The sequence below is a fragment of the Curvibacter sp. GW821-FHT09D12 genome, from assembly GCF_059416245.1.
On sequence record NZ_JBWKOU010000015.1, the window covers coordinates 87202 to 112606 of the forward strand.

21 protein-coding genes are annotated in these 25405 nt (G+C 67.6%); 13 read left to right on the plus strand and 8 right to left on the minus strand.

Annotated features, from left to right (window positions below):
- Positions 1 to 9: 9 nt before the first annotated feature.
- Both AC07PT_RS21540 and AC07PT_RS21545 read right to left on the minus strand, forming a co-directional pair.
- Positions 10 to 1035, minus strand: a complete 1026-nt coding sequence (locus tag AC07PT_RS21540; protein WP_494658030.1) for a Bug family tripartite tricarboxylate transporter substrate binding protein — start codon at positions 1033 to 1035, stop codon at positions 10 to 12.
- Between the two features lie 63 nt (positions 1036 to 1098).
- Positions 1099 to 2112, minus strand: a complete 1014-nt coding sequence (locus tag AC07PT_RS21545) for a Bug family tripartite tricarboxylate transporter substrate binding protein (protein ID WP_494658031.1) — start codon at positions 2110 to 2112, stop codon at positions 1099 to 1101.
- 424 nt (positions 2113 to 2536) lie between these two features.
- On the opposite strand from AC07PT_RS21545, the gene AC07PT_RS21550 reads away from it, so the two are divergent.
- The 9 genes from AC07PT_RS21550 to AC07PT_RS21590 all read left to right on the plus strand — a co-directional run bounded on the left by AC07PT_RS21550 (position 2537) and on the right by AC07PT_RS21590 (position 11698).
- Positions 2537 to 3310: an SDR family oxidoreductase gene (locus AC07PT_RS21550; RefSeq protein WP_494658032.1), complete on the plus strand. Its 774-nt coding sequence runs from the start codon at positions 2537 to 2539 to the stop codon at positions 3308 to 3310.
- A 141-nt stretch (positions 3311 to 3451) separates the two neighbouring features.
- Positions 3452 to 3961 carry a cupin domain-containing protein gene (locus AC07PT_RS21555; protein WP_494658064.1) on the plus strand — a complete coding sequence of 170 codons (510 nt, stop codon included), beginning with the start codon at positions 3452 to 3454 and terminating at the stop codon, positions 3959 to 3961.
- A 16-nt stretch (positions 3962 to 3977) separates the two neighbouring features.
- Positions 3978 to 4796, plus strand: coding sequence for an alpha/beta fold hydrolase (locus AC07PT_RS21560; RefSeq protein WP_492349655.1), 819 nt, complete (start codon positions 3978 to 3980; stop codon positions 4794 to 4796).
- A gap of 31 nt (positions 4797 to 4827) precedes the next feature.
- Positions 4828 to 5616: an IclR family transcriptional regulator gene (locus AC07PT_RS21565; protein WP_494658033.1), complete on the plus strand. Its 789-nt coding sequence runs from the start codon at positions 4828 to 4830 to the stop codon at positions 5614 to 5616.
- Positions 5617 to 5644: 28 nt separating this feature from the next.
- On the plus strand, positions 5645 to 7318 hold the full coding sequence (locus AC07PT_RS21570; protein WP_494658034.1) for a thiamine pyrophosphate-binding protein: 1674 nt from the start codon (positions 5645 to 5647) through the stop codon (positions 7316 to 7318).
- Positions 7315 to 8154 (plus strand): aspartate dehydrogenase, encoded by an 840-nt coding sequence (locus AC07PT_RS21575; protein ID WP_494658035.1) that lies wholly within the window; start codon positions 7315 to 7317, stop codon positions 8152 to 8154. Before AC07PT_RS21570 ends, AC07PT_RS21575 begins: the two co-directional genes overlap by 4 nt.
- Positions 8155 to 8162: 8 nt before the next feature.
- Complete coding sequence (locus AC07PT_RS21580) at positions 8163 to 9635, plus strand: aldehyde dehydrogenase (protein WP_494658036.1); 1473 nt, start codon at positions 8163 to 8165, stop codon at positions 9633 to 9635.
- 34 nt (positions 9636 to 9669) lie between these two features.
- A complete protein-coding gene (locus AC07PT_RS21585) occupies positions 9670 to 10449 on the plus strand; it encodes an SDR family oxidoreductase (RefSeq protein WP_492349660.1) in 780 nt (259 codons plus the stop codon).
- A 184-nt stretch (positions 10450 to 10633) separates the two neighbouring features.
- Positions 10634 to 11698 (plus strand): PDDEXK nuclease domain-containing protein, encoded by a 1065-nt coding sequence (locus AC07PT_RS21590; RefSeq protein ID WP_494658037.1) that lies wholly within the window; start codon positions 10634 to 10636, stop codon positions 11696 to 11698.
- Between the two features lie 109 nt (positions 11699 to 11807).
- Here AC07PT_RS21590 and AC07PT_RS21595 read toward each other — a convergent pair whose 3' ends face one another.
- The 6 genes from AC07PT_RS21595 to AC07PT_RS21620 all read right to left on the minus strand — a co-directional run bounded on the left by AC07PT_RS21595 (position 11808) and on the right by AC07PT_RS21620 (position 17014).
- The gene (locus AC07PT_RS21595; RefSeq protein WP_494658038.1) at positions 11808 to 12767 is read right to left on the minus strand and encodes a PDR/VanB family oxidoreductase; all 960 of its coding nucleotides are present in this window, start codon (positions 12765 to 12767) and stop codon (positions 11808 to 11810) included.
- Positions 12768 to 12931: 164 nt separating this feature from the next.
- The gene (locus AC07PT_RS21600) at positions 12932 to 13969 is read right to left on the minus strand and encodes a Rieske 2Fe-2S domain-containing protein (RefSeq protein WP_494658039.1); all 1038 of its coding nucleotides are present in this window, start codon (positions 13967 to 13969) and stop codon (positions 12932 to 12934) included.
- 27 nt (positions 13970 to 13996) lie between these two features.
- The gene (locus AC07PT_RS21605) at positions 13997 to 14224 is read right to left on the minus strand and encodes a recombinase-like helix-turn-helix domain-containing protein (RefSeq protein ID WP_492349664.1); all 228 of its coding nucleotides are present in this window, start codon (positions 14222 to 14224) and stop codon (positions 13997 to 13999) included.
- Positions 14225 to 14263: 39 nt separating this feature from the next.
- The gene (locus AC07PT_RS21610) at positions 14264 to 15229 is read right to left on the minus strand and encodes a VOC family protein (RefSeq protein ID WP_494658040.1); all 966 of its coding nucleotides are present in this window, start codon (positions 15227 to 15229) and stop codon (positions 14264 to 14266) included.
- 31 nt (positions 15230 to 15260) lie between these two features.
- Positions 15261 to 15740: a cupin domain-containing protein gene (locus tag AC07PT_RS21615; RefSeq protein ID WP_492349712.1), complete on the minus strand. Its 480-nt coding sequence runs from the start codon at positions 15738 to 15740 to the stop codon at positions 15261 to 15263.
- 263 nt (positions 15741 to 16003) lie between these two features.
- Positions 16004 to 17014, minus strand: a complete 1011-nt coding sequence (locus tag AC07PT_RS21620) for an LLM class flavin-dependent oxidoreductase (protein ID WP_492349666.1) — start codon at positions 17012 to 17014, stop codon at positions 16004 to 16006.
- A gap of 138 nt (positions 17015 to 17152) precedes the next feature.
- On the opposite strand from AC07PT_RS21620, the gene putA reads away from it, so the two are divergent.
- From putA to AC07PT_RS21640, 4 genes are all read left to right on the plus strand, one after another.
- Complete coding sequence (putA, locus tag AC07PT_RS21625) at positions 17153 to 20938, plus strand: trifunctional transcriptional regulator/proline dehydrogenase/L-glutamate gamma-semialdehyde dehydrogenase (protein ID WP_494658041.1); 3786 nt, start codon at positions 17153 to 17155, stop codon at positions 20936 to 20938.
- Between the two features lie 547 nt (positions 20939 to 21485).
- Positions 21486 to 22442 (plus strand): MurR/RpiR family transcriptional regulator, encoded by a 957-nt coding sequence (locus AC07PT_RS21630; protein ID WP_492349668.1) that lies wholly within the window; start codon positions 21486 to 21488, stop codon positions 22440 to 22442.
- A gap of 34 nt (positions 22443 to 22476) precedes the next feature.
- A complete protein-coding gene (locus AC07PT_RS21635) occupies positions 22477 to 23496 on the plus strand; it encodes an isoaspartyl peptidase/L-asparaginase family protein (protein WP_492349669.1) in 1020 nt (339 codons plus the stop codon).
- Positions 23493 to 25364 (plus strand): dipeptide ABC transporter ATP-binding protein, encoded by a 1872-nt coding sequence (locus AC07PT_RS21640; protein WP_494658042.1) that lies wholly within the window; start codon positions 23493 to 23495, stop codon positions 25362 to 25364. The genes AC07PT_RS21635 and AC07PT_RS21640 overlap by 4 nt, the downstream gene beginning before the upstream one ends.
- Positions 25365 to 25405: the final 41 nt, after the last annotated feature.

Here is a 25405-nt window from a genome sequence, read left to right on the forward strand (position 1 = left end):
GGGCGGGGCTCAATCGGCCTGGATGCCGAAGTCCTTCACTACCTTGCCGAAACGGGCCAGATCGGCCGCATTGCTCTTTTCGAGTCGGGCCGGCTCGCCACCCAGTGGCAGGCCGCCAAAGGTGCCGACTTTGCTGACCACATCGGGCATCTTCAGGATGTCGTTCATGTGGGTGTTGAGCGTCTTCACGATGTCGGTGGGCAGGCCTTTGGGGCCGAACAGGCCTTGCCATGCGGTGAGTTCGATGTCCTTGTAGCCCTGTTCGGCCAGGGTGGGCACGTCGGGGGCCAGGGTGGAGCGGTGGGTGTCGGCCACGCCCAGCAGCTTGACTTTGCCCGTGCTCAGGTGCGGCGCGACGGGGCCCAGGGTCATGAAGGTCAGGGGCACATGGCCACCCAGCACATCGTTCACGGCCGGGGCCACGCCGCGGTAGGGCACGTGGGCCAGGTCGGCGCCGCTGGCCTTGGTGAACATGGCGGCCAGGATGTGCATGGGCGAGCCGCTGCCCGGGGTGGCATAGGTCAGGGGCTTGGCCTTGGACTGGGCCACCAGTTCCTTGATGTCCTTGATGCCGCTGGCGCCCGAGGCGGCCACGAACATGGGCATGGTGACGGTCTGGATGATGGGCGTGAAGCCGTTGAGCACGTCATAGCCCGAGCCTGGGCCGGTCTTCATCACCAACTGCGCGATCGAGAAGGTGCTGGGCGCCAGCAGCAGGGTGTAGCCATCGGCCGGCGCCTTGGCGACAAAGGCGCTGCCGATGATGCCGCTGGCGCCGGGGCGGTTGTCGACCACCACGGGCTGGCCCAGGCGGCCTTGGAGCTTCTCGGCGAACAGGCGCGCCATGGCATCGGTGTCGCCACCGGCCGGGTAGGCCACCACCAGGGTGATGGGCTTGTTGGGGTAAGAGCCCTGGGCCAGGGCCGGCTGGGTGGTGGCGCACAGACCGAGCGCGGCGGCGGCCAGGGCCAGGGTGTGGCGGCGGGTGAGGGCGATGCAGGGGAGGGCAAAACGGGGGGACGTGGGCGCGGGCATGGGATGGGTCCTAGTGGATGTTGTGGGGGTGGGTCGGGGAGGGGGCTTGGTGAGGACGGCCTGTCACTGGGCTTCGATCTTTCGGCTCTTGATGACGGGCAACCAGGTGGCTGTCTCTTTTCGGATGACGTCGCCGAAGGCGGCGCCTGTGGTGATCCACACAAGCAGGCCCTGTTTTTCGAGCTGGGCTTTGTTGCTTGGGCTGTTCAGAATCTGGCTGATGTCGCTGGCCAGTTGGGTGCGAACGGCTTCGGGCGTGCCTTTGGGGGCCATCACGCCGTACCACGAGGTGACGGCCACGCCACTCACGCCGGCTTCGGCCAGGGTGGGCACGTCCGGCAGCAGCGGGGCACGCATCGGGTCGGTCACGGCCAGGGCGCGCAGCTTGCCTTGCTGGATGTGCGGCAGCAGCGTGGGCAGGTTGCCCACAATCACGGGCACGGTGCCGCCCAGCACATCGTTGAGTGCGGGGGGCGAGCCTTTGTAGGCCACATGCAGCAAATCGGCGCCGCTTTGCTGCTTGAACAGTTCGCCAGCCAGGTGCAGGCCCGAGCCCACCCCCGGGGTGGCGTAACTCAAGGTGCCCGGGTGGGCCTGGCTGAGCGTGATCAGTTCGCGGACGGTGCGCGCCGGCACCGCCGGGTTCACCGCCAGCACGTTGGGGGCCTTGGCCAGCGAGGCCACCGGGCTGAAGTCGGTCTCCACGTCATAGCCCAGGCGGGGCATCAGCGTGGGGTTGATGGTCAGGTTGCCGGCCGGCACCACCAGCAGGGTGTGGCCCGTGGGGGCGGCGCGCTTGACCGCTTCGATCCCGATGTTGCCGTTGGCGCCGGTGCGGTTGTCCACGATCGCGGGTTGTTTGTAGCGCTCGGACAAGCCGTTGGCCAGCATGCGGGCCAGTGTGTCCACCGGGCCCCCGGCCGGGAATGGCGCCACCAGCGTGAAGGGCGCTGTCGCCAGACTGCGCTGGGCCTCCAGCGACTCGCCCTGGGCCGCGTGGCACAGACTGGATGTGCCCAGCACGGTAAGGCATGCCCCTGTCCAACGACGGGCCAGCGCCAGGATGGGGTACCTCATGCCAAACCCCTGCCGCAGCGGGAGCGCGGGCGAAAGAGAGCAACAGATCCGTGGGTGAACATGACTGCCTTTCGTTTTATATACGAAACAGTGATCAATAGATGAAACTATTTGAGTGAGAATACGGAGTACCCCCTGTTTGTCAAATAAGTAAAAATACGTATTCATGGGGTCGTCATGTCTGTGGTGTTGATCTGGCGCATGGACAAATGCCCCTGGCGGAAGGCTGCAAAAGCAGGTTTTGAAGTCCTGATGGGTGTTTCAAAAACCCTGTGAGATAGTCGGGATAAGGGCTGGATTGTGGGTTGGTGACACAATTGCGATTCAAATACGAATCAACGTTTCATAAGTGAGACCAAAAAGAGCCGAGCAAAAGCCCGATCACCAGGATGGGGCGGTGCACGGCAGACACAGGAATCGAAGCATGAATCAGACCAGCGTTCCCTCTCTCGAAGGCCACCGCATCCTCATCACGGGCGGTGCCCGTGGCTTGGGCGAGGCCTTTGCCCGCGCCTGTGTGGCCGCCGGTGCCCGGGTCGCCCTGACCGATGTGCTGCATGAACGGGGCGAGGCCCTGGCGGCCGCGCTGAACCAGGGCTTGGCCCAGCCCGTGGCGCATTACCTGCCCATGGATGTGTCGGACCCGCAAGCCATCGAGCAGGCCACTGCCACGGCGGCTGAACGCCTGGGTGGCATGGATGGCTTGGTGAACAACGCCGCCATCACCAATTCGGGCGGCAAGGACATGGGCGACATCACGGTGGACACCTGGGACCGGGTGATGGCCGTCAATGTGCGCGGCCCTTGGCTGGTGACGGTGGCGGCGCAGCGCTGGCTGCAGGCCTCGGGTCGGGGCCGGGTGGTGAACATCGCCTCCGACACCGCGCTGTGGGGCGCGCCCCGTCTGATGGCCTACGTGGCCAGCAAGGGCGCCGTGATGTCCATGACGCGCTCGATGGCCCGCGAACTTGGCGCCCACGGCGTGACCGTCAATGCAGTGGCGCCGGGGCTGACCCTGGTCGAGGCCACCGAGTACGTGCCCGAGGCGCGCCACCGCCTGTACAGCGAAGGCCGGGCCATCAGCCGGGCCCAGGTGCCTGACGACGTGGTCGCCACCGTGCTGTTCCTGCTCTCCGACGGCAGCGGCTATGTGACCGGCCAGGTGCTGCCGGTCAATGGCGGCTTCGTCATGAACTGACCCCCCATCCCATCCCATCGCCCTGTTTTGCAAGGAGTCCCCATGAGCGCACCCCACACCCCTGCGGCCAATGAGCCGGTGTTCAACGAACGTGGCCTGCAGGATGCCCGCATCCCGCCCGAGGCTGAAATCCAGCAGGCCATGATGCAGGCCCCGGGCCAGAGCTTTGCCGAGTGGATGGAGTCGCGCGTGGCCCGCCGCTCCACCCGGCGCTACGACTGGGATGCCCTGAAGTTCCAGGCCGATTTCGACCCCAAGTACCGTCGCGCCCAGATGCGTTACGTGGGCACCGGTGGCACTGGCGTGTCCAGTGACAACAACACCGTGCCCTCGGCCCACTTCACGTTCTCGACCATGGTCATCCCGGCGGGCAACATCGGCCCCTCGCACATCCATTACGACGTGGAAGAAATCTTCTTCGTGATGCGTGGCGCCATGAAGGTGATCTGCGAAAAGGACGGCCAACGCTGGGAGACCGTGGTCGGTGAACGTGACCTGATCTCGGTGCCCCCGGGGGTGTACCGCGAGGAGCACAACATCGGCGACGAAGATGCCCTGATGTGCGTGATGCTGGGCTCGCCCAAGCCGATCACCCCGGTCTACCCGCCTGATTCGCCCCTGGCCAAGATCAAGCGCGATCTGGGTCGCTGAAGCAGGCGCCAAGAACATGACCTTGCAAGAAATGGCTCAGCAGTGGCCTGTCCAGGTCGTCTCGACCGCCGGGGGCGATATCGCCTACCGTCGGGCGGGCCAAGGCCCCTTGCTGGTGCTGTTGCACGGCATTGGGTCGGGCTCGGGCAGTTGGCTGCGCCAATTGCAAGGCCTGCAGAGTCGCTTCACCGTGCTGGCCTGGGACGCCCCAGGCTATGGCCAGAGCACCCCGGTCGAGGCCGATTGGCCGACGGCCGCCGACTACGGCACGCGGGTCTGGCAATGGCTTCAGGCCCTGGGCCTGGCGCAGCAGCCGATCCGTCTGGCCGGCCACTCCCTGGGCTGCCTGATGGCCGCTGCGGCAGTGGCACAAGGCCCGGATTCGGTCGAGCGCCTGACCCTGCTCTCACCAGCCCTGGGCTATGGCCTGGCCGATCCCGCCGTGCGCGACAGCAAGCTGCGCGATCGGCTGGCCAACCTGGCGCGCCTGGGCCCGGCCGGCATGGCCGAACACCGGGGGGCCGCCATGCTGTCGGCCCAGGCCGATGCGTCGCTGGTGGCTTACGTGAAATCGATCATGGCGGCCATCAACCCCGCCGGCTACACCCAGGCCGCGCGACTGCTCGCCCAGGCCGACCTCGACACCCTGCTGGCTGCGGTAACCTGTCCGGTCACCGTGGCCAGTGGCAGCGCTGACACCATCACCCCGGCGGCCGCCTGCGAAGGCCTGGCCAATCGGGTCGGTGCTCCCTATCTCTCACTGGGCCCGGTGGGCCATGCCTGCGCGCTGGAGGCCGCCGATGCGGTCAATGCCTTGCTGCAGGCCACCCCCTGAACACAGATCGAGAGACCAGGAGAACCAACACATGAACAACGCAAGCGACCGCTACCTCGTCCCGGGCCTGGCCCGTGGCCTGCAATTGCTGGGCTGCTTCACCCGTCAGGAGCCGCAGCTCACCGGCGCCGAGCTGTCGCGCCGCCTGGACGTGCCGCGGGCCTCGGTGTTCCGCCTGCTGCAGACCCTGGAGCAGATGGGCTTTGTCGAACGTGTCAGTGACAGCCCCAACTACAAGCTGAGCATCGGGGTGCTGCGCCTGGGCTTTGAGTACCTGGCCTCGATGGAGCTGACCGAGCATGGCATTCCGATCATCGAGGGCCTGCGCGACCAGAGTGGCTATTCGGCCCACCTGGTGGTGCGCGACGGGCGCGAGGTGGTGTTCGTCGCCAAGGCCATGGGCCGCCAATCGGTGTTCCATTCGATCCAGGTCGGCGCGCGCTTGCCGGCCCACGCCACCGTGCTGGGTCGCCTGCTGCTGTCCAACCTCGACATGGCCGGCCTGTCCCAGCTCTACCCCGAGCCCCAACTGCACGCCTACACACCCAAGACGCCGACCACCCTGGTGCAGCTCAAGGCCCTGATCGACCAGGACATGGCCAATGGCTATGGCATCAGCCAGGGCGGCTTCGAAACCGGTATCTCCACCATCGCTGCCCCCGTTTTCAATGACCGCCACCAGGTGGTGGCCGCGGTCAGCATGACCGTGCCGGCGCAGCAGATCGAGGCCGATCAGGCGCGCACCCTGGTTCAACTGGTGCAGCAAGCCGCTGCCCAGGTCACCCAACGCATCAGCCATCTGCCCCAGCGCAGCGGTTGACCGTCAACCCCGTCCCACCCCCCACACCATGACCACAGCAGCCCCTCATCGCATCACCGTTGGCGAACTTGCCGCCCGATTCCTAGAGCAATGTGGTGTTCGCGCCGCCTTTGGCGTGATCTCGATCCACAACATGCCCATCCTCGACGCCTTCCACCGGCGTCAGAAGATCCGATTCGTGTCGGCACGGGGCGAGGCCGGCGCCTGCAACATGGCCGATGCCTACGCCCGGGTCAGCGGCGCCCTGGGGGTGTGCGTGACCAGCACCGGCACCGGCGCGGGCAATGCCGCCGGCGCCATGATCGAGGCCCTCACGGCCGGCACCCCGATGCTGCACCTGACCGGGCAGATCGAGTCGCCCTACCTGGACCGCGACCTCGGCTACATCCACGAAGCGCCGGCCCAACTGGCCATGCTGCAGTCGGTGGGCAAGGCGGCTTTCCGCATCCGCAACGCCGAAACCGCCCTGGCCACCCTGCGCGAGGCGGCCCGCCTGGCCTTCACCCCGCCCTGCGGGCCCGTGAGCATCGAAATCCCCATCGATGTGCAGGCCACCCTGCTCGCCCTGCCGGCCGACCTGCGTCCGCTGCCGCTGCGCCCGTTGCTGCCCGAAGCCGAGAGCGTGCAGGCCCTGGCCGATGCCCTGGCTGGCGCCAAGCGCCCCCTGCTGTGGCTGGGCGGCGGCGCACGCGGCGCCAGTGCCGCCGTGGCCCGCCTGGTGAAGATGGGCTGGGGCGTGGTGACCTCCGTGCAGGGCCGCGGCATCCTGGCCGAGGACCACCCGGCCAGCCTGGGTTCCTACAACCTGCAAAAGGCCGCCGAAGACCTGTACCAGACCTGCGACGCCCTGCTGGTGGTGGGCTCACGCCTGCGCAGCAACGAAACCCTGCGCTACAAGCTCAAGCTGCCGGCATCGATCTACCGCATCGACGCCAATGCCCTGGCGCACAACCGCGGCTACAACAGCCAGTACTTTGTGCAGGGCGATGCCGAGCTCACGCTGAACGCACTGGCCGACCTGTTGGAAGGCCGCATGCAGGTCGACCCGCAGTTGGTGCCCGACGTGCAAAAGGCACGGGCCGCCGCCGCCGCCCATGTGGACGACACCCTGGGCGCCTATGTCGAACTCAAGAACCAGGTGGGCGCCGCGGTTGGCAAGCAGCTCTGGTGGGTGCGCGACATCACCTTGTCCAACAGCATGTGGGGCAACCGGGCTCCGGTGCTGGACCACCCCCGCGCCGGCGTGCACGCCCTGGGCGGGGGCATCGGCCAAGGCCTGGCCATGGCGATCGGTACCTCTGTTGCCAACACCGAGCACCAGTTGGGCCGCAAGACGGTGGCCCTGGTTGGCGACGGTGGCTTCATGCTCAATGTGGGCGAACTCGCCTGCGCCGTGCAGGAGAACGCCGACCTGGTGGTGCTGCTGATGAATGACAGCCGCTATGGCGTGATCAAGAACATCCAGGACGACATCTATGGCAGCCGCCATTGCTACGTCGAGCTGCACACCCCCGATTTTGCGAACTTCTGCGCCAGCCTCAAGGCCCGCCATTTCCTGCTCGACAGCCCGGCGCGCGCCGCCGAGGTGCTGGGCCAGGCACTGGCCGCCAAGGGCCCGGTGGTGGTCGAGGTCGACATGAAGGCCTGGGGCCCGTTCGCCGCCAAGTTCGCCGGCCCCATCCTCAAGAAGGAGGCTGCATGAGCCAAGCCACCACCCAAGCGATCACCCAGGCCCACCCCGGGCGGGAGACCCAGCCTGTCACCCTGATCGGCTTTGGCGCGATCGGACGATCCATCTTTCAGCGCCTGGCCGGCCACACCGGCGTGCGCATCACCCACATCGTGGTCCAGGCTGCCGGCCTGGATGAGGCGCGTGCCGTGGTGGGCGATGCCGCCACCGTGACCACCAGCGTGCCCGCCGAGGCCACGCTGGTGCTGGAATGCGCCGGACACGCGGCGCTCATCGAGCATGTGGTGCCTGCATTGCAGCGTGGCGTGGAATGCGCTGTGCTGTCGATTGGCGCCTTGTCGGGCCCGGGCATGGCCGAGCAACTGGCCGCGGCTGCCGAGCAGGGCGCCACCCAGCTGCACCTGCTGTCGGGTGCCATAGGCGGCGTGGACGCCATTGCCGCCGCGCGCCTGGCCGGCCTCAGCGAGGTGCGCTACACCGGGCGCAAACCGCCTTCAGGCTGGCGCGGCACCCCGGCCGAAGACGTTTGCGATCTGTCCGCCATCACCGAGCCCACCGTGATTCTGGAAGCCACGGCCCGTGAGGCCGCCCAGTTGTATCCCAAGAACGCCAATGTGGCCGCCACCCTTTCGCTGGCGGGCCTGGGCCTGGATGCCACCCGGGTGTGCCTGATCGCCGACCCCACCGTGAGCGAGAACATCCACCAGATCAGCGTGCGCGGCGAGTTCGGCGAGATGGAGCTGACCATGCGCGGCAAGCCTCTGGCCGACAACCCCAAGACCTCGGCACTGACCGTGCTGTCCGGGCTTCGTTTCCTGCACAACCGCGGCGCCGCCGTCACTGTCTGAGACCCTCCATGACCGAAAAACTGCAAACCTTGCTGGCCGGGCGTTGGCGCGATGCCTCCGGCCCCGAGTACGCCACCGAATACCCGCACGACGGCAGCACCGTCGCCACCCTGCATGCGGCCACCGCCGCCGATGTGGACGAGGCGGTCCAGTACGCCGAGCGTGCCCGTCAGCAACCCGCCTGGGCGGGGCTCAAGCGGCATGAACGGGCGGCCATCCTGCACCGCATCGCGGCCGGTATCCGTGAGCGCGGTGAAGAGCTGGCCCAGCTGCAGCGCCTGGACAACGGCAAGCCGATCAAGGAAACCCGAGCCCTGGTGGCCAGCGCGGCAGGCACCTTCCAGTTCTTTGCGGCGGCTTGCGAAACCTGGGAGGACCAGCTCACCCCGGCGCGTGGCGACTACTTCACCCTGAGCGCGCACGAGCCTCTGGGCGTGGTCGGGGCCATCACCCCCTGGAACTCCCCCATCGCCAGCGAGGCCCAGAAGCTGGCCCCGGCGCTGGCAGCCGGTTGTGCCGTGGTGTTCAAGCCCGCCGAGATCACCCCGCGCATGGCCATCGAGCTGGCCCGCATCGCTGAGCAGGCCGGTGTGCCCGAGGGCATCATCAGCGTGCTGCCGGGCAAGGGCTCGATCGTGGGCGATGCCCTGGTCAAGCACCCGTTGATCAAGCGCATCGCCTTCACCGGCGGCACCACCGTCGGCCTGGGCATTGCCCGCCTGGCGGCTGAAAAGCTCATGCCCACCTCGCTGGAGCTGGGGGGCAAGTCGCCCACCATCGTGTGCGCCGACGCCGATCTGGACCACGCCGTGGCCGGGGTGCTGTATGGCATCTTCAGCTCTTCGGGCGAGTCCTGCATTGCCGGCTCACGCGCCTTTGTGCATGAAAGCGTCTACGCCGAGTTCAAGGCCCGCCTGCTGGCCGGCGTGAAGGCGCTGCGTGTGGGCAATCCCTCCAGCGAAAGCACCCAGATGGGGCCCCTGGTCAATCAGGGCCACCGTGCCTCGGTCGAGCGCTACGTGCAACTGGGCCTGGACGAAGGCGGCCAGTTGCTGGCCGGCGGCGTGCGGCCCGAGGGCGCTTTGTTCGAGCGCGGCAGCTACTACACCCCCACCGTGATCGAAGGCCTGCCCAACAGCGCCCGCATGTGCCAGGAAGAAATCTTCGGCCCGGTGCTGGCCCTGCTGCCCTGGCGTGACGAGGCCGACCTGGTGGCCCAGTGCAATGACAACGTGTTCGGCCTGGCCTCAGGCATCTGGACGCGCGACTACAAGACCGCCTGGCGCCTGGGCCAGGCCCTGCAGACCGGTACCGTCTGGGTCAACACCTACAAGGTGTTCTCGGTCAGCACGCCCTTCGGTGGCGTCAAGATGAGCGGCACCGGGCGCGAAAAAGGCCGCCTCGGCATCCTGGAGTACACGACCCAGAAGAGCTGGTACTGGGGCCTGAACGAGTCGCCCATGCCCTGGGCCACGGCCTGAAGCAGCCACCACGCTAAGCAAGGAGTAGCGAGTCATGGATCTGGGAATTTCGGGCCGCAAGGCCCTGGTGTGCGGCGCCAGTTCAGGCCTGGGCCTGGCCTGTGCCGCCGCGCTGGTGCGCGAAGGTGTGCAGGTGGTCATCGTGGCCCGCACCGAAGGGCCCCTGCGCGAAGCGGCCGAGCGTCTGAACGCCCTCGGACCCGGCCGGGCCGACTGGGTGGCGGCCGACGTGGCCAGCGCCGAAGGGCGCGCCCGCATCTTTGCAGCGCACCCCGACTTCGACATCGTGGTCACCAACGCAGGCGGCCCACCGCCAGGCGACTTCCGCCAGTGGCAGCGCGAGGACTGGATCAAGGCCCTGGACGCCAACATGCTGGCGCCCATCGAGCTGATCAAGGCCACGCTGGACGGCATGATGGCGCGCGGCTTTGGCCGCATCGTCAACATCACCTCCAGCGCCGTGAAAGCCCCGGTGGATGGGCTGGGCCTGTCCAATGGCGCCCGCAGCGGCCTGACCGGCTTTGTGGCCGGGCTGGCGCGCAGCACCGTGGCCCGCGGCGTCACCATCAACAACGTGCTGCCCGGCACCTTCGACACCGTCCGCCTGGCCGGCAACTTCGAAGCCCAGGCGCGGCGTGAAGGCAGCACCGCCGAGGCCGTGCGCGCCGCCCGCATCGCCCGCCACCCGGCGCGTCGCCTGGGTCAGCCCGACGAGCTTGGCAACACCTGCGCCTACCTGTGCAGCGTGCATGCGGGCTACATCAATGGGCAGAACGTGCTGTTGGATGGGGGGTCTTACCCGGGGACGTTCTGACTTCTGCCCTGGGACCGGGCTTGGGTCTTTGGGGGCGCGAGTCTGAGCTGGGCAGCCCGATGGGCCGCGCAGTCATTTGCCAGCCCCCTTGATCCTGTCGGGCCTGAGAACCATGGCGAGCGCATGCGTTGGCAGCCACAGACTCCTTGCATTCTTGGACGATCGCCCAGCAAGGAGCAAGCGCATGAAACAAGTGCCCGCCTCGGACTCTGTATCCCTGTCAGGTCTGCTGGACGTGTTGCGGGACGCCATTCACCGCGGGCGCCGTCAAGCGCTGCGGGCGGTGGACGTGGTGCAGGTGACGACCTGTTGGGAGATCGGGCGCCACATCGTTGAATTTGAGCAAGGTGGCACCTCTCGGGCCGCGTATGGCCAAAGGTTGCTGCCCCGGTTGGCTGAGACCCTCAGCCGCGAGTTTGGTAAGGGCTTTGACGTCTCCAACCTCAGACACATGCGTGGCTTCTTTCTGGGCTTCCCAATTCGCGACGCACTGCGTCGCGAATTGAGTTGGACCCACTACAGAATGCTCTTGCGCGTGAGCGATCAGAAAGCTCGCCGTTGGTACATGACAGAAGCGGCCAGCCAGAATTGGAGCTCACGGGTCCTTGATCGGCAGATCGATACCCTTTACTACGAGCGACGTTTGCTCGACACCGATCAAGTCATGGCCCCCGCTGATAACGGGCCCGCCCCCGCGCCAGAGCCCAGACCGCGGGACTTTGTGCGAGATCCTGTGATGTTGGAGTTCTTGGGCTTACCTGGGTCGGGCCGGTTGCTGGAGTCCAGCCTAGAGCAGGCCTTGATGGACAAGTTGCAATCCTTCTTGCTGGAGTTGGGGCAAGGATTTGCCTTCGTCGCACGTCAGCAGCGGGTGAGCACTGATTTTCAGGATTTCTATATTGATCTGGTGTTCTACAACTACCTGCTCAAGTGTTTTGTACTGATCGATCTGAAAACCGGTCGATTGACCCATCAGGACATTGGGCAGATGGACATGTATGTGCGCATGTACGACGAACTCAGGCGTGGACCTGCCGACAACCCGACTGTTGGCATTCTGTTGTGCGATCAGAAGGATCTGTCGGTGGCACGGTATTCCGTCTTGAAGGGCAGCGAGCAGATCTTCGCATCCCAGTACAGATTGGTTTTGCCGTCGGAAGATGAATTGCGCGAGGCCATCGAACAGGAGCGTGCGAGCTGGGAGGACATGGCGCCCAGGACGCGCAGGCCGCCCCGTCGCGAGACCTGAGTCACCTCGGGCTCCCATCATGGGGCACGTTGTCGAAACGTGCCCCGCCGAGGATGCGCAGGCCCGTGCGATCCTCTTGCATCACTTCAAACGGTTGGCTGAGGCACGCTCAAAGATCCAGCACCAGGCGCTCGCTCTTGCAGCCCGACACGCAGATCATCATCACCTTGTTGGCCGCGCGTTCCGCGGTGCTGAGCACCGAGTCGCGGTGGTCGGGCTGGCCCTCCAGCACGCGGGTCTCGCAGGCGCCGCAGATGCCTTCTTCGCAGCTGGTCACGCAATTGATCTTGGCGGCGTTCAGGGCCTGCAGCAGGCTTTGGCCGGCCTCGACGGTGATCGACTTGCCCGAGCGCTTGAGCTCGACCGTGAAGCTTTGGCGCGCATCGGAGGCGGCGGCCACCTCGACGGCAGTGAAGCGTTCGATGTGGGCGTTGGCGTAGCCCAGCTCGGCGCAGAACTTTTCAAAGGCGTCGAGCATCACGGCGGGGCCGCAGGCGTAATAGTGGGTGTCCGCCTGGGCGGGCCGGGCGGCCAGCAGGGCTTTCAGGTCAGGAGGGCCGCTCTGTTCGTCGTCGAAGTGCAGGTGCAGCGGTGCGCCCAGGGCCTGCAGCTCGGCAATGAAGGCCGCGCTCTTGCGCGAGCGGGCAAAGTACAGCACTTCGAATGAGCGACCCAACTGCTTCAGCCGGGTGGCCATGCACAGGATGGGCGTCACCCCGATGCCGCCCGCCACCAGCACCGAGTGGCCTGCGTCTTCGTGCAGCGCGAAGTTGTTGCGCGGTTCGCTGATGGCGATGGTCTGGCCCACGCGCAGGGCTTCGTGCACACAGCGGGAGCCGCCGCGGCTGCGCCGGTCTTTCAGCACGCCCAGCACATAGCGGTGGCGCTCGCCGGCGGCGTTGAGCAGCGAGTAGCTGCGCACCAGCCCGTTGGGCAGGTGCAGGTCGATGTGGGAGCCGGCGGCGAACTCGGGCAGTTCACCTCCGCCGGCGCGCCGCAGTTCGACGCTGTGGATGTCCTCGGCCTCGTAACGAAGCGCGTGGATGTAGGCATTGAGTAGATTCGACATGGCCGTGACGGGGGCTGTGGGTGGGGTCGGGAGGGCTTGAGTTTAATGTCGGTCACAGAGCGTTGCGCCCCCGAGGCAAGCTGGTAGCCAGGGCTTGCCAGGTGCGGTCGGGGGCGCTTGTCAGTCGCTTTGAGAGCGTGCCGGGCGGTTCAGGCCGCTTGCGCTCAGGCCGGGGTGGCGGTGCGGTCGATCTGGGCCTGGGCCAGGCCCTTCAGGTGACGGCGCAGGCGCACGATGCCCATGTCGTGGGCGTACAGGAACTCGCGCTGGTTGGCATCGGGCTCCATGGTCTCGACGGCCACACGGTCTTGCTCCAGCACATTCCAGTGGCGTTGCTCCAGGCGGTTCTTGTACAGGAAGCGCCAGGTGTCGCGCTGCCAGCCGTCCACCTTGCGGCAGCGCCAGTGGAACACGCCCGAAGCCTGGCGGCTGATGGGGGTGTAGCTGCCGATGATGGCAAAGTTGCCGCCAGGGCCGCCGGTCTTCGGGTACGGGATCTCGAGGCGCATCAGGTGGATGCCGGTGTCGATCCACTCGGTCCAGTCGAAGTTGACGTTGCGCTGGCCCTTTTTCTCGAACACGAAGCCGGTGTCGGTGTCGCGGATGTGGAATTCGGCCGTCACATCGCCTTCGTACATGGTGTGCGACTGCTTGTGCAGGAAGGTGCCGTGCATGGGGTCGATCACGTTGTCGATCACATAGCGGTAGTCGCAGCCCCACTCGGTGTAGCAGAGGAACGAGGACCACTCGGGCGAGGTCAGCTCTTCAGGCAGGCGCAGCGGCGGCGGGGTGTCGATTTGCGGCTCGGTCGAGTTGAACAGGAAGATCGCGCCATTGCTTTCGACCGCATGGAACATGCGGGTGGTGCGCGAGCCTTCCAGCTTGCAGCCGGGCATGGCGGGCACGCTGGTCACGGTGCCGTCATGGCTCACTTCCACGCCGTGGTAGGGGCAGGCGATGCGATCACCCAGGATCACGCCCAGCGACAGCGGGGCGCCGCGGTGCGGGCAGTGGTCTTCGAGCGCGTGGACCTTGCCTTCATGGTCGCGCCACAGCGCGATCTTGTAGCCCATGCGGCGCAGCGAGATCGGGTCCTTCTTGAGGAAGGACGAGGGGCAGATCGGGAACCACAGGTCTTTCAGGCCCACGGCCAGGGCGGCGTCGACCGGGTCTTGCTGGAAATAGACGTTGGACGTTTGCATCTTGAGGTGCTCCAGGGTGAGGGGGGGTCAGGCGCCGAGGCGGGCCATTTCGGCCTTGAAGGTCTCAACCGTCCAGGGCTGGCTGTTGGGGCCGGCGGGGCCGGCCTTGTTCAGGTAGTCGATCAGGGCTTCGATTTCGTGCAGGCCTTGCGCGAAAGCACGTTCGATCGAGTCGCCCAGCAGGGTCTCGTAGGCCGTGGGCGGCGCTTCGCGGTGCTGGTGGGTTTCGTTGTAGAGAGGGGGGGTGGCGCTCATCAATAACCTCCGGAGGGTTCGTGGGGTGATCTGAGGGAATCAGTCTTTGGGGCGATCGGTCATGAAGCGACCGCTCGGTGCATCGGCGTTGACCTGGCGTCGTGTCTGGCCGTCGATGCCCCCCTTGATGGCCCATTCCGCAAACACGGTGGGGCCGGGGGTGAAATCGCGGGCCTGCCAGTCGGCGGTCAGCTCGTCTTCGTCGGTGTAGTACTCGACCAGGGCACCGGCCGGGCTGATGAAGTACCAGAACAAGGCCGACGAAATCGGATGCCGGCCCGGGCCGAGCTCGGTGCTCCAGCCGCAGCGCGACATGTGCATGCCGCCGCCAATCACTTCGTGCAGGTCACGCACGGTGAAGGCCACGTGGTTCAGGCCGGCGCGGGGCTCGGGCAGTTGCAGCAGGAACAGGTCGTGGTGGCCGCCCTCGGGGGCGCAGCGCATGAAGTGGCCGCGACCGGGGTAGCGGTCGGACACCACGAAGCCCAGGTGTTGTTCATAGAAGGCGGTGGTGGCTGCGAGGTCTTTCACGAAGAACACCACGTGGCCCACTTCGACCGGCGTGGCGCGGTCGTAGGCCGGGCTGGGCTGGTTCACCCGGCCGCGTGTGGCCCAGGTGTTGGTCTGCGCGCAGGGCAGGTCCAGCACGCGCTTGCGCGTCACCTGCACCCGCACGGCCAGGCCGTTGGGGTCGGTGCAGCCGATGCGCTGGCCATCGTCGACGTAGCCGGGCTGGCCGGCCAGGCGCGAGCGCAGCACGTCCAGTTCGGCGTTCGAGCCCACGGCCCATACCACTTCACGCAGTGTGGGGTCGGCCTCGATGCCGGCGGGCAGGCCAGGCTTGTCGGAATGGGCCACCTTCACGCGGCAGCCGTTGAGCGACTCGAACACCAGCTCTTGCGGCTCCTCGGACACCAGGTGAAGGCCCCAGTCGCTGAAGAATTGGCGGCACTTGGCCAGGTCCGCCGCACCGAAGGTGATTTCGTCAATGCCCTGAACACTCATGTTGTTTCCTCGTGGGTGGCTGGCCAGGGGCTCAGCGCTTGACCTTGGCCAAGGGGTGGCTGGGCGGGTAGGTGGGGGTCACCGGCTTGGGGTTGCCGATCATCACGCACATCAGGGCTTCTTCGTCACCGATGTTGATCACGCCGCGGTACACGCCCACGGGCCAGGAGATCAGGTCGCGTTCGCCGGCTTCCATTTCCCAGGTTTCGCCGTTCAGCTCGGCAATCAGCTTCACGCGGCCGCGCATCACGAAGAACACTTCTTCGGCATCGGTGTGAATGTGCAGCGGGCCTTCGGCGCCGGCCGGCAGGATCATGGTGGAGAAGGTGAAGTGCTCGGCCACCACCGTGTTCTCGTCGCTGTCCACGCCGGTGGCACCGGTGCCGATGTAGCGCATCTGGGCACGGGCGTACTTGGGGTCGAAATCAGCCTGGAACTTCAGGGCCTCCCAGTCGTAGCGGCGGGTGGCGCGCGTGGCCACACGCGACTTCAGCCATTGCCCCAGATCCATGCCCTCAGGCGGTTGGTACGCGGTTTGCACGCCTTCGGCGGCCGCAGATGCACTCATGACGTTCTCCAATCCGGTTCGTTTCTTAGGTAAAACATAGTTTCGTGATTGAAACGAGCCAAGTCTATAGCAGAGTGGCCGAAATTCAAAGAATTTCAGATCAATGCTTGAGTGGAAAACTCGGGGCCTGGGCCGCGCAGCCGGTGGGCGGGCTCAGGCCTGTCGGGGGGATCGACAGGAGGTGGGCGCGTGGCGCCCGGGGCGGCTCAGCCCTGTCGGGCCGCTGCGGCAATCTCCAGTGAGCGCAGGCGCAGGGTGGGATCGAACACGTCGCTGACGAGCATGAATTCGTCGGCCTGGGTCAGGTCGGCCAGCCGCGCCAGGCCCTCACGCACGGTGCCAGGTCCGCCCACCACGGCGGCGGCCAGAAAGTCGTCGACCGCGGCGCGTTCTTGGGGTGCCAGCTGGGCACGGAAATGCGGCAGCGGGGGCTGAAGGCGGCGTCGGTCACCGGTCAGGATGCCCAGCACCCTTTGGTAGGTGCTGCTGGCGAGGAATTCGGCCTCTTCATCGGTCGGGGCTGCAATCAGCGGCACGCCAATCACCACATACGGCTTTTCAAGCGTGGCCGAGGGCTTGAACAGGCGCCGGTACAGGTCCACCGCCTGCAGCAGCAGGCGCGGCGCAAAGTGCGAGGCAAAGGCATAGGGCAGACCGCGCTCGGCCGCCAGCTGGGCCGAAAACAGGCTGGAGCCCAGCAACCAGATCGGCACCTGGGTGCCGGCGCCCGGCATGGCGATCAGGCGCTGGCCGGGCTGCACCGGGCCCAGCAGGCGCTGCAGTTCGGCCACATCGCGTGGAAAGTCTTCTTCGGTCTCCACCCGGTCCCGGCGCAGCGCCCGCATGGTCAGCCCGTCGGTGCCCGGTGCGCGGCCCAGGCCCAGGTCGATGCGGCCCGGGTAGAGCTCGGCCAGGGTGCCGAAGGCCTCGGCCACCACCAGCGGCGCATGGTTGGGCAGCATCACGCCGCCCGAGCCCACGCGGATGCGCTCGGTACCGCCAGCGATGTGGCCCACCAGCACGGCGGTGGCCGAGCTGGCGATGCCACTCATGTTGTGGTGCTCGGCCAGCCAGTAACGCTTGAAGCCCAGCTTTTCGGCGTGCTGGGCGGTGCGCAGGGCGATGGACAGCGCGTCGGCCACGGTGCCGCCTTCGCGAACCGCCACCAGATCGAGCATGGACAGGGCAATGTCTTGCAGTGATTTCATGCCGTCCATTGTGCGACGCTCGCATGACCTGCGCACGGAAGGTGAATTGCCTGGTGATTTGTTCATTCAAATCGAATAAATATGGATAAACATTCGGCGTTAAGGCTTGGAAGATAGCGCAATTCACCGAATCCAAGGAGCCTCGCCATGTCAGTCCGTCCGCCCCTCAGTGCCGATGCCGACACCTGCATCCCTTTCCAGCCGTTCACGCCAGGCCTGCTGTCAGCGGACCCGCTGCGGGCTGCCATCACCGCAGCCTGGCGCCGGCCCGAGACCGAGGTGGTGCCCGAGTTGCTCAAGCAAGCCCGCCTGCCCCAGCCCTTGGCCGACGCCACCCAGCTACTGGCCCAGCGTCTGGCTCGCCATCTGCGCGAGCGCAAGAGTGCCGGCGGCCGGGCCGGCCTGGTGCAGGGCCTGCTGCAGGAGTACGCGCTGTCGTCCCAGGAGGGGGTGGCCTTGATGTGCTTGGCCGAAGCCTTGCTGCGCATCCCCGATGCCGCCACCCGCGATGCCCTGATCCGGGACAAGATCGCCCATGGCGAATGGGCACGCCACCTGGGCAAAAGCCCTTCGTTGTTCGTCAACGCAGCCACCTGGGGCCTGCTGCTGACGGGCAAGCTGGTTTCCACCCACAGCGAAAGTGGCTTGGGGGCGGCGCTGGGGCGGCTGACCGCGCGCGGCGGCGAGCCCCTGATCCGCAAAGGGGTGGACATGGCCATGCGCATGATGGGCGAGCAGTTCGTGACGGGCGAAACCATCGCCCAGGCCCTGCGCCATGCCGCCACCCTGGAGCCCCAGGGCTTTCGCTACTCCTACGACATGCTGGGCGAGGCCGCACTCACCACCGCCGATGCCCAGCGCTACCTGCGTGACTACCAGCAGGCCATCGAAGCCATCGGCCGGGCCTCGGCCGGGCGCGGCGTGTATGAAGGCCCCGGCATCTCGATCAAGTTGTCGGCGCTGCACCCGCGCTACAGCCGGGCCCAGCACGACCGCGTCCATGCCGAGCTGTACCCCGTGCTGCGCCAGTTGGCGCTGCAGGCGCGTGGCCAGAACATCGGTCTGAACATCGACGCCGAAGAAGCCGACCGCCTGGAGCTGTCGCTGGAGTTGCTTGAGCGCCTTTGCTTCGAGCCTGCTCTGGCGGGCTGGAACGGCATCGGTTTCGTGATCCAGGCCTACCAGAAGCGCTGCCCGCAAGTGATCGACTGCGTGATCGACCTGGCCCGGCGCAGTGCTCACCGCCTGATGGTGCGCCTGGTCAAGGGCGCCTACTGGGACAGCGAAATCAAGCGTGCCCAGCTCGATGGCCTGAGCGACTACCCCGTGTACACCCGCAAGGCCTATACCGACGTGTCCTACCTGGCCTGCGCCCGCCGCCTGCTGGCTGCGCCCGAGGCCATCTACCCCCAGTTCGCCACCCACAACGCCCACACCCTGGCCGCCATCTACCAGTTGGCCGACCCGGCCCGCTACCAGCCCGGTCAGTACGAGTTCCAGTGTCTGCACGGCATGGGCGAACCCCTGTACGAGCAGGTGGTGGGCCCGGAAACGGCGGGCCGTCTGAACCGGCCCTGCCGCATTTATGCGCCCGTGGGCAACCACGAAACCCTGCTCGCCTACCTGGTGCGCCGCCTGTTGGAGAACGGTGCCAACACCTCGTTCGTGAACCGCATTGCCGACACCAGCCTGCCGCTGGACGAACTGGTCCAGGACCCGGTGCAGACCGTCGAGCAGATGGCGCTGCGCGAAGGCACGCTGGGGCTGCCCCACCCATCGATCGGTACACCGCCCGAGTTGTACGGCGCGGCCCGCCGCAACTCCAAGGGCGTGGACCTGGCGTGCGACACCGCGCTGCAGGCCCTGCAGGCCGACCTGTTGCGCAGCGCCCACGTCGAATGGCAGGCCCAGCCGCTGCTGGCCGGACCTGAGGCCCAGGCCGAGTGGGCCGAACCGGCCCAGCCGGTGCTCAACCCGGCTGATCTGCGCGACCCCGTTGGCCGGGTGCAGGAAACCACCCTGGCCGGCGTCGAATGGGCGCTGCAGGCGGCCACCGAGGCCGCACCCGGCTGGGCCGCCACGGCCCCGGCTCGGCGGGCCCTGGCCCTGGAGCAGGCCGCTGACCTGATGGAGCAACAGCTGGGCGTGCTGATGGGCCTGCTGGTGCGCGAAGCGGGCAAGACCTGCGCGAATGCCGTGGCCGAGGTGCGCGAGGCGGTCGATTTCCTGCGCTATTACGCCGCCCAGGCGCGCCGCGATCTGGCCGATCTGCCGCACCGTCCGCTGGGCCCCGTGGTCTGCATCAGCCCCTGGAACTTTCCGCTGGCCATCTTCACCGGCCAGGTGGCCGCCGCCCTGGCCGCCGGCAACCCGGTGCTGGCCAAGCCGGCCGAGCAGACCCCTTTGCTGGCCGCGCAGGCCGTGCGCCTGCTGCGCCAGGCCGGCGTGCCCGACGCCGTGCTGCAACTGCTGCCCGGCCGCGGTGAAACCGTGGGGGCCACCCTGGTGGCCGACGAGCGGGTGCAAGGGGTGATGTTCACGGGCTCCACCGAGGTGGCGCGCCTGCTGCAACGCCAATTGGCCGGCCGCCTGAGCCCGAGCGGACGCACGATCCCGCTGATCGCAGAGACCGGCGGTCAGAACGCCATGATCGTGGACTCGTCCGCCCTGGTCGAACAGGTGGTCACCGACGTGCTGGCCTCGGCCTTTGACAGTGCGGGCCAGCGCTGCTCGGCCCTGCGCGTGTTGTGCGTGCAGGAAGAGGCCGCCGACCGCGTGCTGCAGATGTTGACTGGCGCCATGGCCGAGTTGCGCCTGGGCCGCCCCGATCAGCTGCACACCGATGTGGGCCCGGTGATCGATGCCGAAGCCCGGGCCGGCCTGCTGCGCCACATCGATGCCCTGCGTGCCCAGGGCCGCCGGGTGCAGCAGCCCCTGGGTCGGGGCGGGTTGGACGACACCCGGCACGGCCATTTCGTGCCGCCCACCGTGATCGAACTGAACAGCCTCAGCGAACTGCAGCGCGAGGTGTTCGGCCCCGTGCTGCACGTGCTGCGCTACCGCCGCGAAGCCCTGCCCGAGTTGCTCGACCAGATCAATGCCACCGGCTACGGGCTGACCCTGGGCCTGCACACCCGCATCGATGAAACCATCGAGCGCGTGGTCGCCGGGGCCCATGCCGGCAATGTGTATGTGAACCGCAACATGGTGGGCGCGGTGGTGGGCGTCCAGCCCTTCGGTGGCGAAGGCCTGTCGGGCACCGGGCCCAAGGCAGGCGGTCCGCTGTACCTGTACCGCCTGCTGGCCCAGCGCCCTGAGGCGGCTCTGGCGAGCAGCCTTGACGACGAGGGCGCCACGGTGTCGGCGGACCCCGCGTCGGCTGCACTGTTGGCGCCTCTGCAAGCCTTGGCCGAGTGGGCCGAACGCAACGCCCAGCCGGCCGTGGCGGCGGCCTGCGCGCAATGGGGGGCGCAGGGCCAGACCCGCCGTGCGCGTTGTCTGCGTGGCCCGACCGGCGAGCGCAATGTCTACAGCCTGTTGCCGCGTGAGTCCGTGCTGTGCCTGGCCGATCAGGACAGCGACCGCCTGTGCCAACTGGCTGCCGTGCTGGCCGTGGGCAGCCAGGCGGTCTGGCCTGACAGCGCCCAGGCTCTGTTGCAACGCCTGCCCGAAGAGGTGCAAGGCCGGATCGTGCTGTGCAGTGACTGGACCCGCCCGGAAACCCACTTTGATGCCGTGCTGCACCACGGTGAGCCCGCTGCCCTGCGCCAGGTGGGCTTGCGAGTGGCCCAGCGCCCGGGCCCTATCGTGGGCATCACCGGTCTGCTGCCGGGCGAGGCCGCGATCCCCCTGGAGCGGCTGTGGGTCGAGCGAGCCCTCAGCGTCAACACCGCGGCGGCCGGCGGTAACGCCAGTCTGATGACGCTGGCCTGAGCCCCCGGAGGGGAAGGCCCTCGGGCGCCTCCCTTTGACCCTTGGAGTCGCCGGGCGGGCTTGCGGATTTCGTATCGGATTGTTACATTCGAAGGGCTTTTCGGCTCATTTGTCGCCAAGCCGTCTCAGACGGTAGATCCGGCCGCTGAAGGGCTGACAAGCATGCAGGGAAGAATGTGGGCGCCGATGGGCCGCCCCGGGTCGTCGTCCGGAGTCGCGCCAGCGAATCTTCGCTGTCCGGAATGACCGATCCTGGGGTGACACCGGTCTGCTGCGGCAGGGCGGTCAAAGCCCCTCAGGCGTTGGATGCTGGTTGATTGTTACGCAATACCTTTTCAACTCCAGTTTGGAAAACCCGGCAGCCGCCGGGTTTTTTTTCGCCTGTGCACTGGGCTGCAGCCTTCTGGGGCCCCACGCCCCCGATCGGTGCATGGGGCCTCGCCCCGCCCCATTGGCCCCCCGGGAAGAACCCCATGCGGCAGGCCTGTAAATTGCTTTACAGTATTTCAGTTCTCTGAAAACTTTTTTACAAACCTCGCCTTCCACCATGTCCCGTGACCTCGCCCATGCTGATTGGACCGGCCGTTTTGCCGGCCTGCCCGTGCTGCAGCATGTGGCCAGCCAGGCGCCGGCCCTGCCGGCGGCACTGCAACGCATGGCGCGGGCCGTGTTGGCGCACCCTTTCCGGGCCGCCACGCTGAGCATCGAGGAATTTGCGCGCGAGACCGAGGTCTCTGTGGCCAGCGCCAACCGGCTGGCCCGGGCACTGGGGTTTGCCGGCTACCCGCAATTCCGGGCCGAGCTGGCCCGCGGCTTCGAATCGGTGCTGGCACCCGTTGAGAGCTTGCGCAGCAACCTGCAGCAGCCTGCCGGCACGGTGCAGACCATGGCGGCCTCCTTGCAGGAAACGCGCGACAACCTGGACCGCACGCTGCAAGCCCTGCAGGACCAACCTTGTGAGCAGGCCGTCGAACTGCTGCTGCAAGCCGATCAGGTCATGACCCTGGGTTGGGGCAGCAGCGCCTTCCTGGCCGGCCTGCTGCAGCACGAACTCGAACCTTATTGCAGCGGCGTGAGCTGCCTGGCCCAGGCCGGCGGCCCTTCGCATGCCGCGCGCCAACTGTTCCGGCGCGGGCCACGCGACCTGCTGATCACGCTGGCCTTTCCGCGCTACGTCAGTGACACCGTTGAGCTGACCCGGCTCGCGCGTGAGCGCGGTGTGCGCATCCTGGCCCTGACCGACAAGCCCGCCTCACCTCTGGTGGCGCTGGCCGACTGCACCTTGTACGCCCACATCCAGCGTCAGGTGGCCGCCACCTCGAACGCCACCGCGTTGGCGCTGATCGAGGCCCTGGTGGCGGCCGTGGCGCGGCGCAGCGATGCGGCGGTGCAGCGCCAGCATGAGCTGACCCAAAGCGTCATGCCCTGGCTGCACCTTGACGCTCTTGCCGAAGGGCGTGACCGGCCCCGCGGGCCCGCCCGCCCTGGCACGCCGAACGACTGACTTAACGACCGACCGACGGAGCAGACCCTCGCCCATGCTGTCCACAGCCCACCCCACTTCTTCCCGCCCGACCCCCGTGCTGGTGCTGCACGGCGGCGCGGGCACGCTGACCCGTGGCGCCATCACGCCCGAGCAGCAGACCCGCTACCGCAGCGCGCTGAACGACATTCTGTTGGCCGGCCAGGCCCTGCTGGCCCAGGGTGCCGACGCGCTCGATGTGGTGACCGAAACCGTGCGCCTGCTGGAGGAGTGCCCTTTGTTCAACGCCGGGCGCGGCGCGGTCTATACCGCCGATGCGCGCCATGAGCTGGACGCTTGCGTGATGCGTGGCAGCGATCTGGCCGCCGGTGCGGTGGCGGGTGTGCGCCGTCTGCGCAATCCGGTGCTGGCGGCGCGCGCCGTGCTGGCCTCGGCCAGCCCGGTCCTGCTGATCGGTGAGGGGGCCGAGCGCTTTGCCATCGAGCGGGGGTGTGAAACCGTGGCGCCCGACTGGTTCGACACGCCGGAGCGCCTGGCCCAGTTGCGCAGTGTGCAGGCGGCGCCTGGTGGAACAGCGGCACTCGACCACGATGCCCAGAACCTGCTGGCGGCCAAGGCGCCGTTGGACGAGCGCGCCAAGATGGGGACGGTGGGCGCGGTCGCCCTGGATGCGCAGGGCCACCTGGCCGCGGCCACGAGCACCGGCGGTGTCACCAACAAATTGCCTGGCCGGGTGGGCGATTCGCCCCTGGTGGGCGCAGGCAACTATGCCAACGACCGCACCGTGGCCGTGTCGTGCACCGGCATGGGCGAGGCCTTCATCCGGGGCATGGCCGCCTATGATGTGTCGGCCCTGATCGAGTACGCCGGCCTCGGCCTGGCCGAGGCCTGCCGTCGCGTGGTGCACGACAAGCTGCCGCCCCTGGGCGGGCGCGGTGGTCTGATCGCGGTGGACGCGCAAGGGCAGGTGGCCTTGCCCTTCAACACCGAGGGGATGTACCGCGGCTGGGTCCGTCCGGGCCAGCCTCCGGTGGTGGCCATCTACGCTGACGAAGACGACCGGAGTCCTGCATGAGTGCAATGCCCATCCCCCCCGCCGAGAGCGCACGTCGCGTGCTGGAGGTGCAGGACCTGCGCGTCAGCTTCAGCACCGAGCAAGGCCCCCTGCAGGCCGTCAAGGGCCTGAACTTCCACGTCGATGCGGGTGAGACCCTGGCCATCGTGGGCGAGTCGGGCTCGGGCAAGTCGGTGTCTTCGCTGGCGCTGATGCGCCTGATCGAGCAGGGCGGTGGCGTCATCGACAGCGGTCGCATGTGGCTCACGCGCCGCAACGGCGAGCGCGTGGACCTGGCCCAGGCTGGCGCCCGCCAGATGCGCAGCCTGCGCGGCGCCGACCTGGCCATGGTGTTCCAGGAGCCCATGACCAGCCTGAACCCGGTGTTCACCGTGGGCGAGCAGATCGCCGAGTCGATCCGGCTGCACCAGGGGCTGAGGCGCAGCGCAGCGCTGGCCGAGGCCCTGCGCATGCTCGATCTGGTGCGCATCCCCGAGGCGCGCAACGTGCTCACGCGGCACCCGCACCAGCTTTCGGGCGGCATGCGTCAACGCGTGATGATCGCCATGGCCCTGGCCTGCAAGCCCGCCTTGCTGATTGCCGACGAGCCCACCACGGCGCTCGATGTGACCATCCAGGCCCAGATCCTCACGCTGATCCAGCAGCTGCAGCGCGACCTGGCCATGGGCGTGATCTTCATCACCCACGACATGGGCGTGGTGGCCGAGGTGGCCGACCGCGTGCTGGTGATGTTCCGAGGTGACAAGGTCGAGGAGGGCGCCTGCCAGCCGCTGTTCGCCCAGCCCCAGCAGCCCTACACCCGGGCCCTGATGGCGGCTGTGCCGCGCCTGGGCGCCATGCAGGGGCACGCCCTGCCGGCCCGCTTTGCCCTGCCGGGCCAGGAGGCCAGCGACAGCGTGGCCAGCCTGACGGCGGTCGACACGGTGCGCCGCGATCAGCCCCCGGTGCTGCAGGTCGAAGGCCTGGTCACGCACTTTCCCTTGCGCGGCGGCTGGCTGGGCCGGGTCACGCGCCGGGTCCATGCGGTGGAGCAACTGAGCTTCAGCCTGCAGCCAGGCGAGACCCTGTCGCTGGTGGGCGAGTCGGGCTGTGGCAAGTCGACCACGGGCCGCTCGCTGGCGCGCCTGCTTGAGTTCAGCGCCGGCCGTGTGCAGGTGGCGGGGCGTGACATCGCCGGCCTGCAGGGGGCCGATCTGCGCGCGCTGCGGCGCGACATCCAGTTCGTGTTCCAAGACCCCTTTGCCTCGCTGGACCCGCGCCTGACCGTGGGCTTCTCGGTCATGGAGCCCTTGCTGCTGCACGGCCTGGCCACCCGCGCCGAGGCCGAGCAGCGGGTTCAGTGGCTGCTGCAGAAGGTGGGCCTGCCGCCGGAGGCGGCGCACCGCTACCCACACGAGTTCTCGGGCGGGCAGCGCCAGCGCATCGCGATTGCGCGCGCCCTGGCGCTCAACCCCAAGGTGGTGATCGCCGACGAGGCGGTGTCGGCGCTCGATGTGTCGATCCGTGCCCAGATCATCAACCTGATGCTCGACCTGCAGGCCGAGTTCGGCATTGCCTTCCTGTTCATCTCGCACGACATGGCGGTGGTCGAACGCATCAGCCACCGCGTGGCCGTGATGTACCTGGGCCAGATTGTCGAGATCGGGCCGCGCCGCGCCGTGTTCGAGAACCCGCAGCACGCCTACACGCGCCGCCTGATGAGCGCCGTGCCCATTGCCGACCCCAGCCGCCGCCCCGTGCGCGAATTGTTGTCGGACGACATTCCCAGCCCCATCCGGGCGCTGGACAATCCGCCCGAGGTGGCCCCGCTGCACGAGGTGGCGCCTGGCCACTTCGTGGCCCGCCACCGTGTCGGCGGCGCCTACTGAGGTGTTGCGTGTTCAGCGCCCTGCCACCCCTTTTTTGTTTT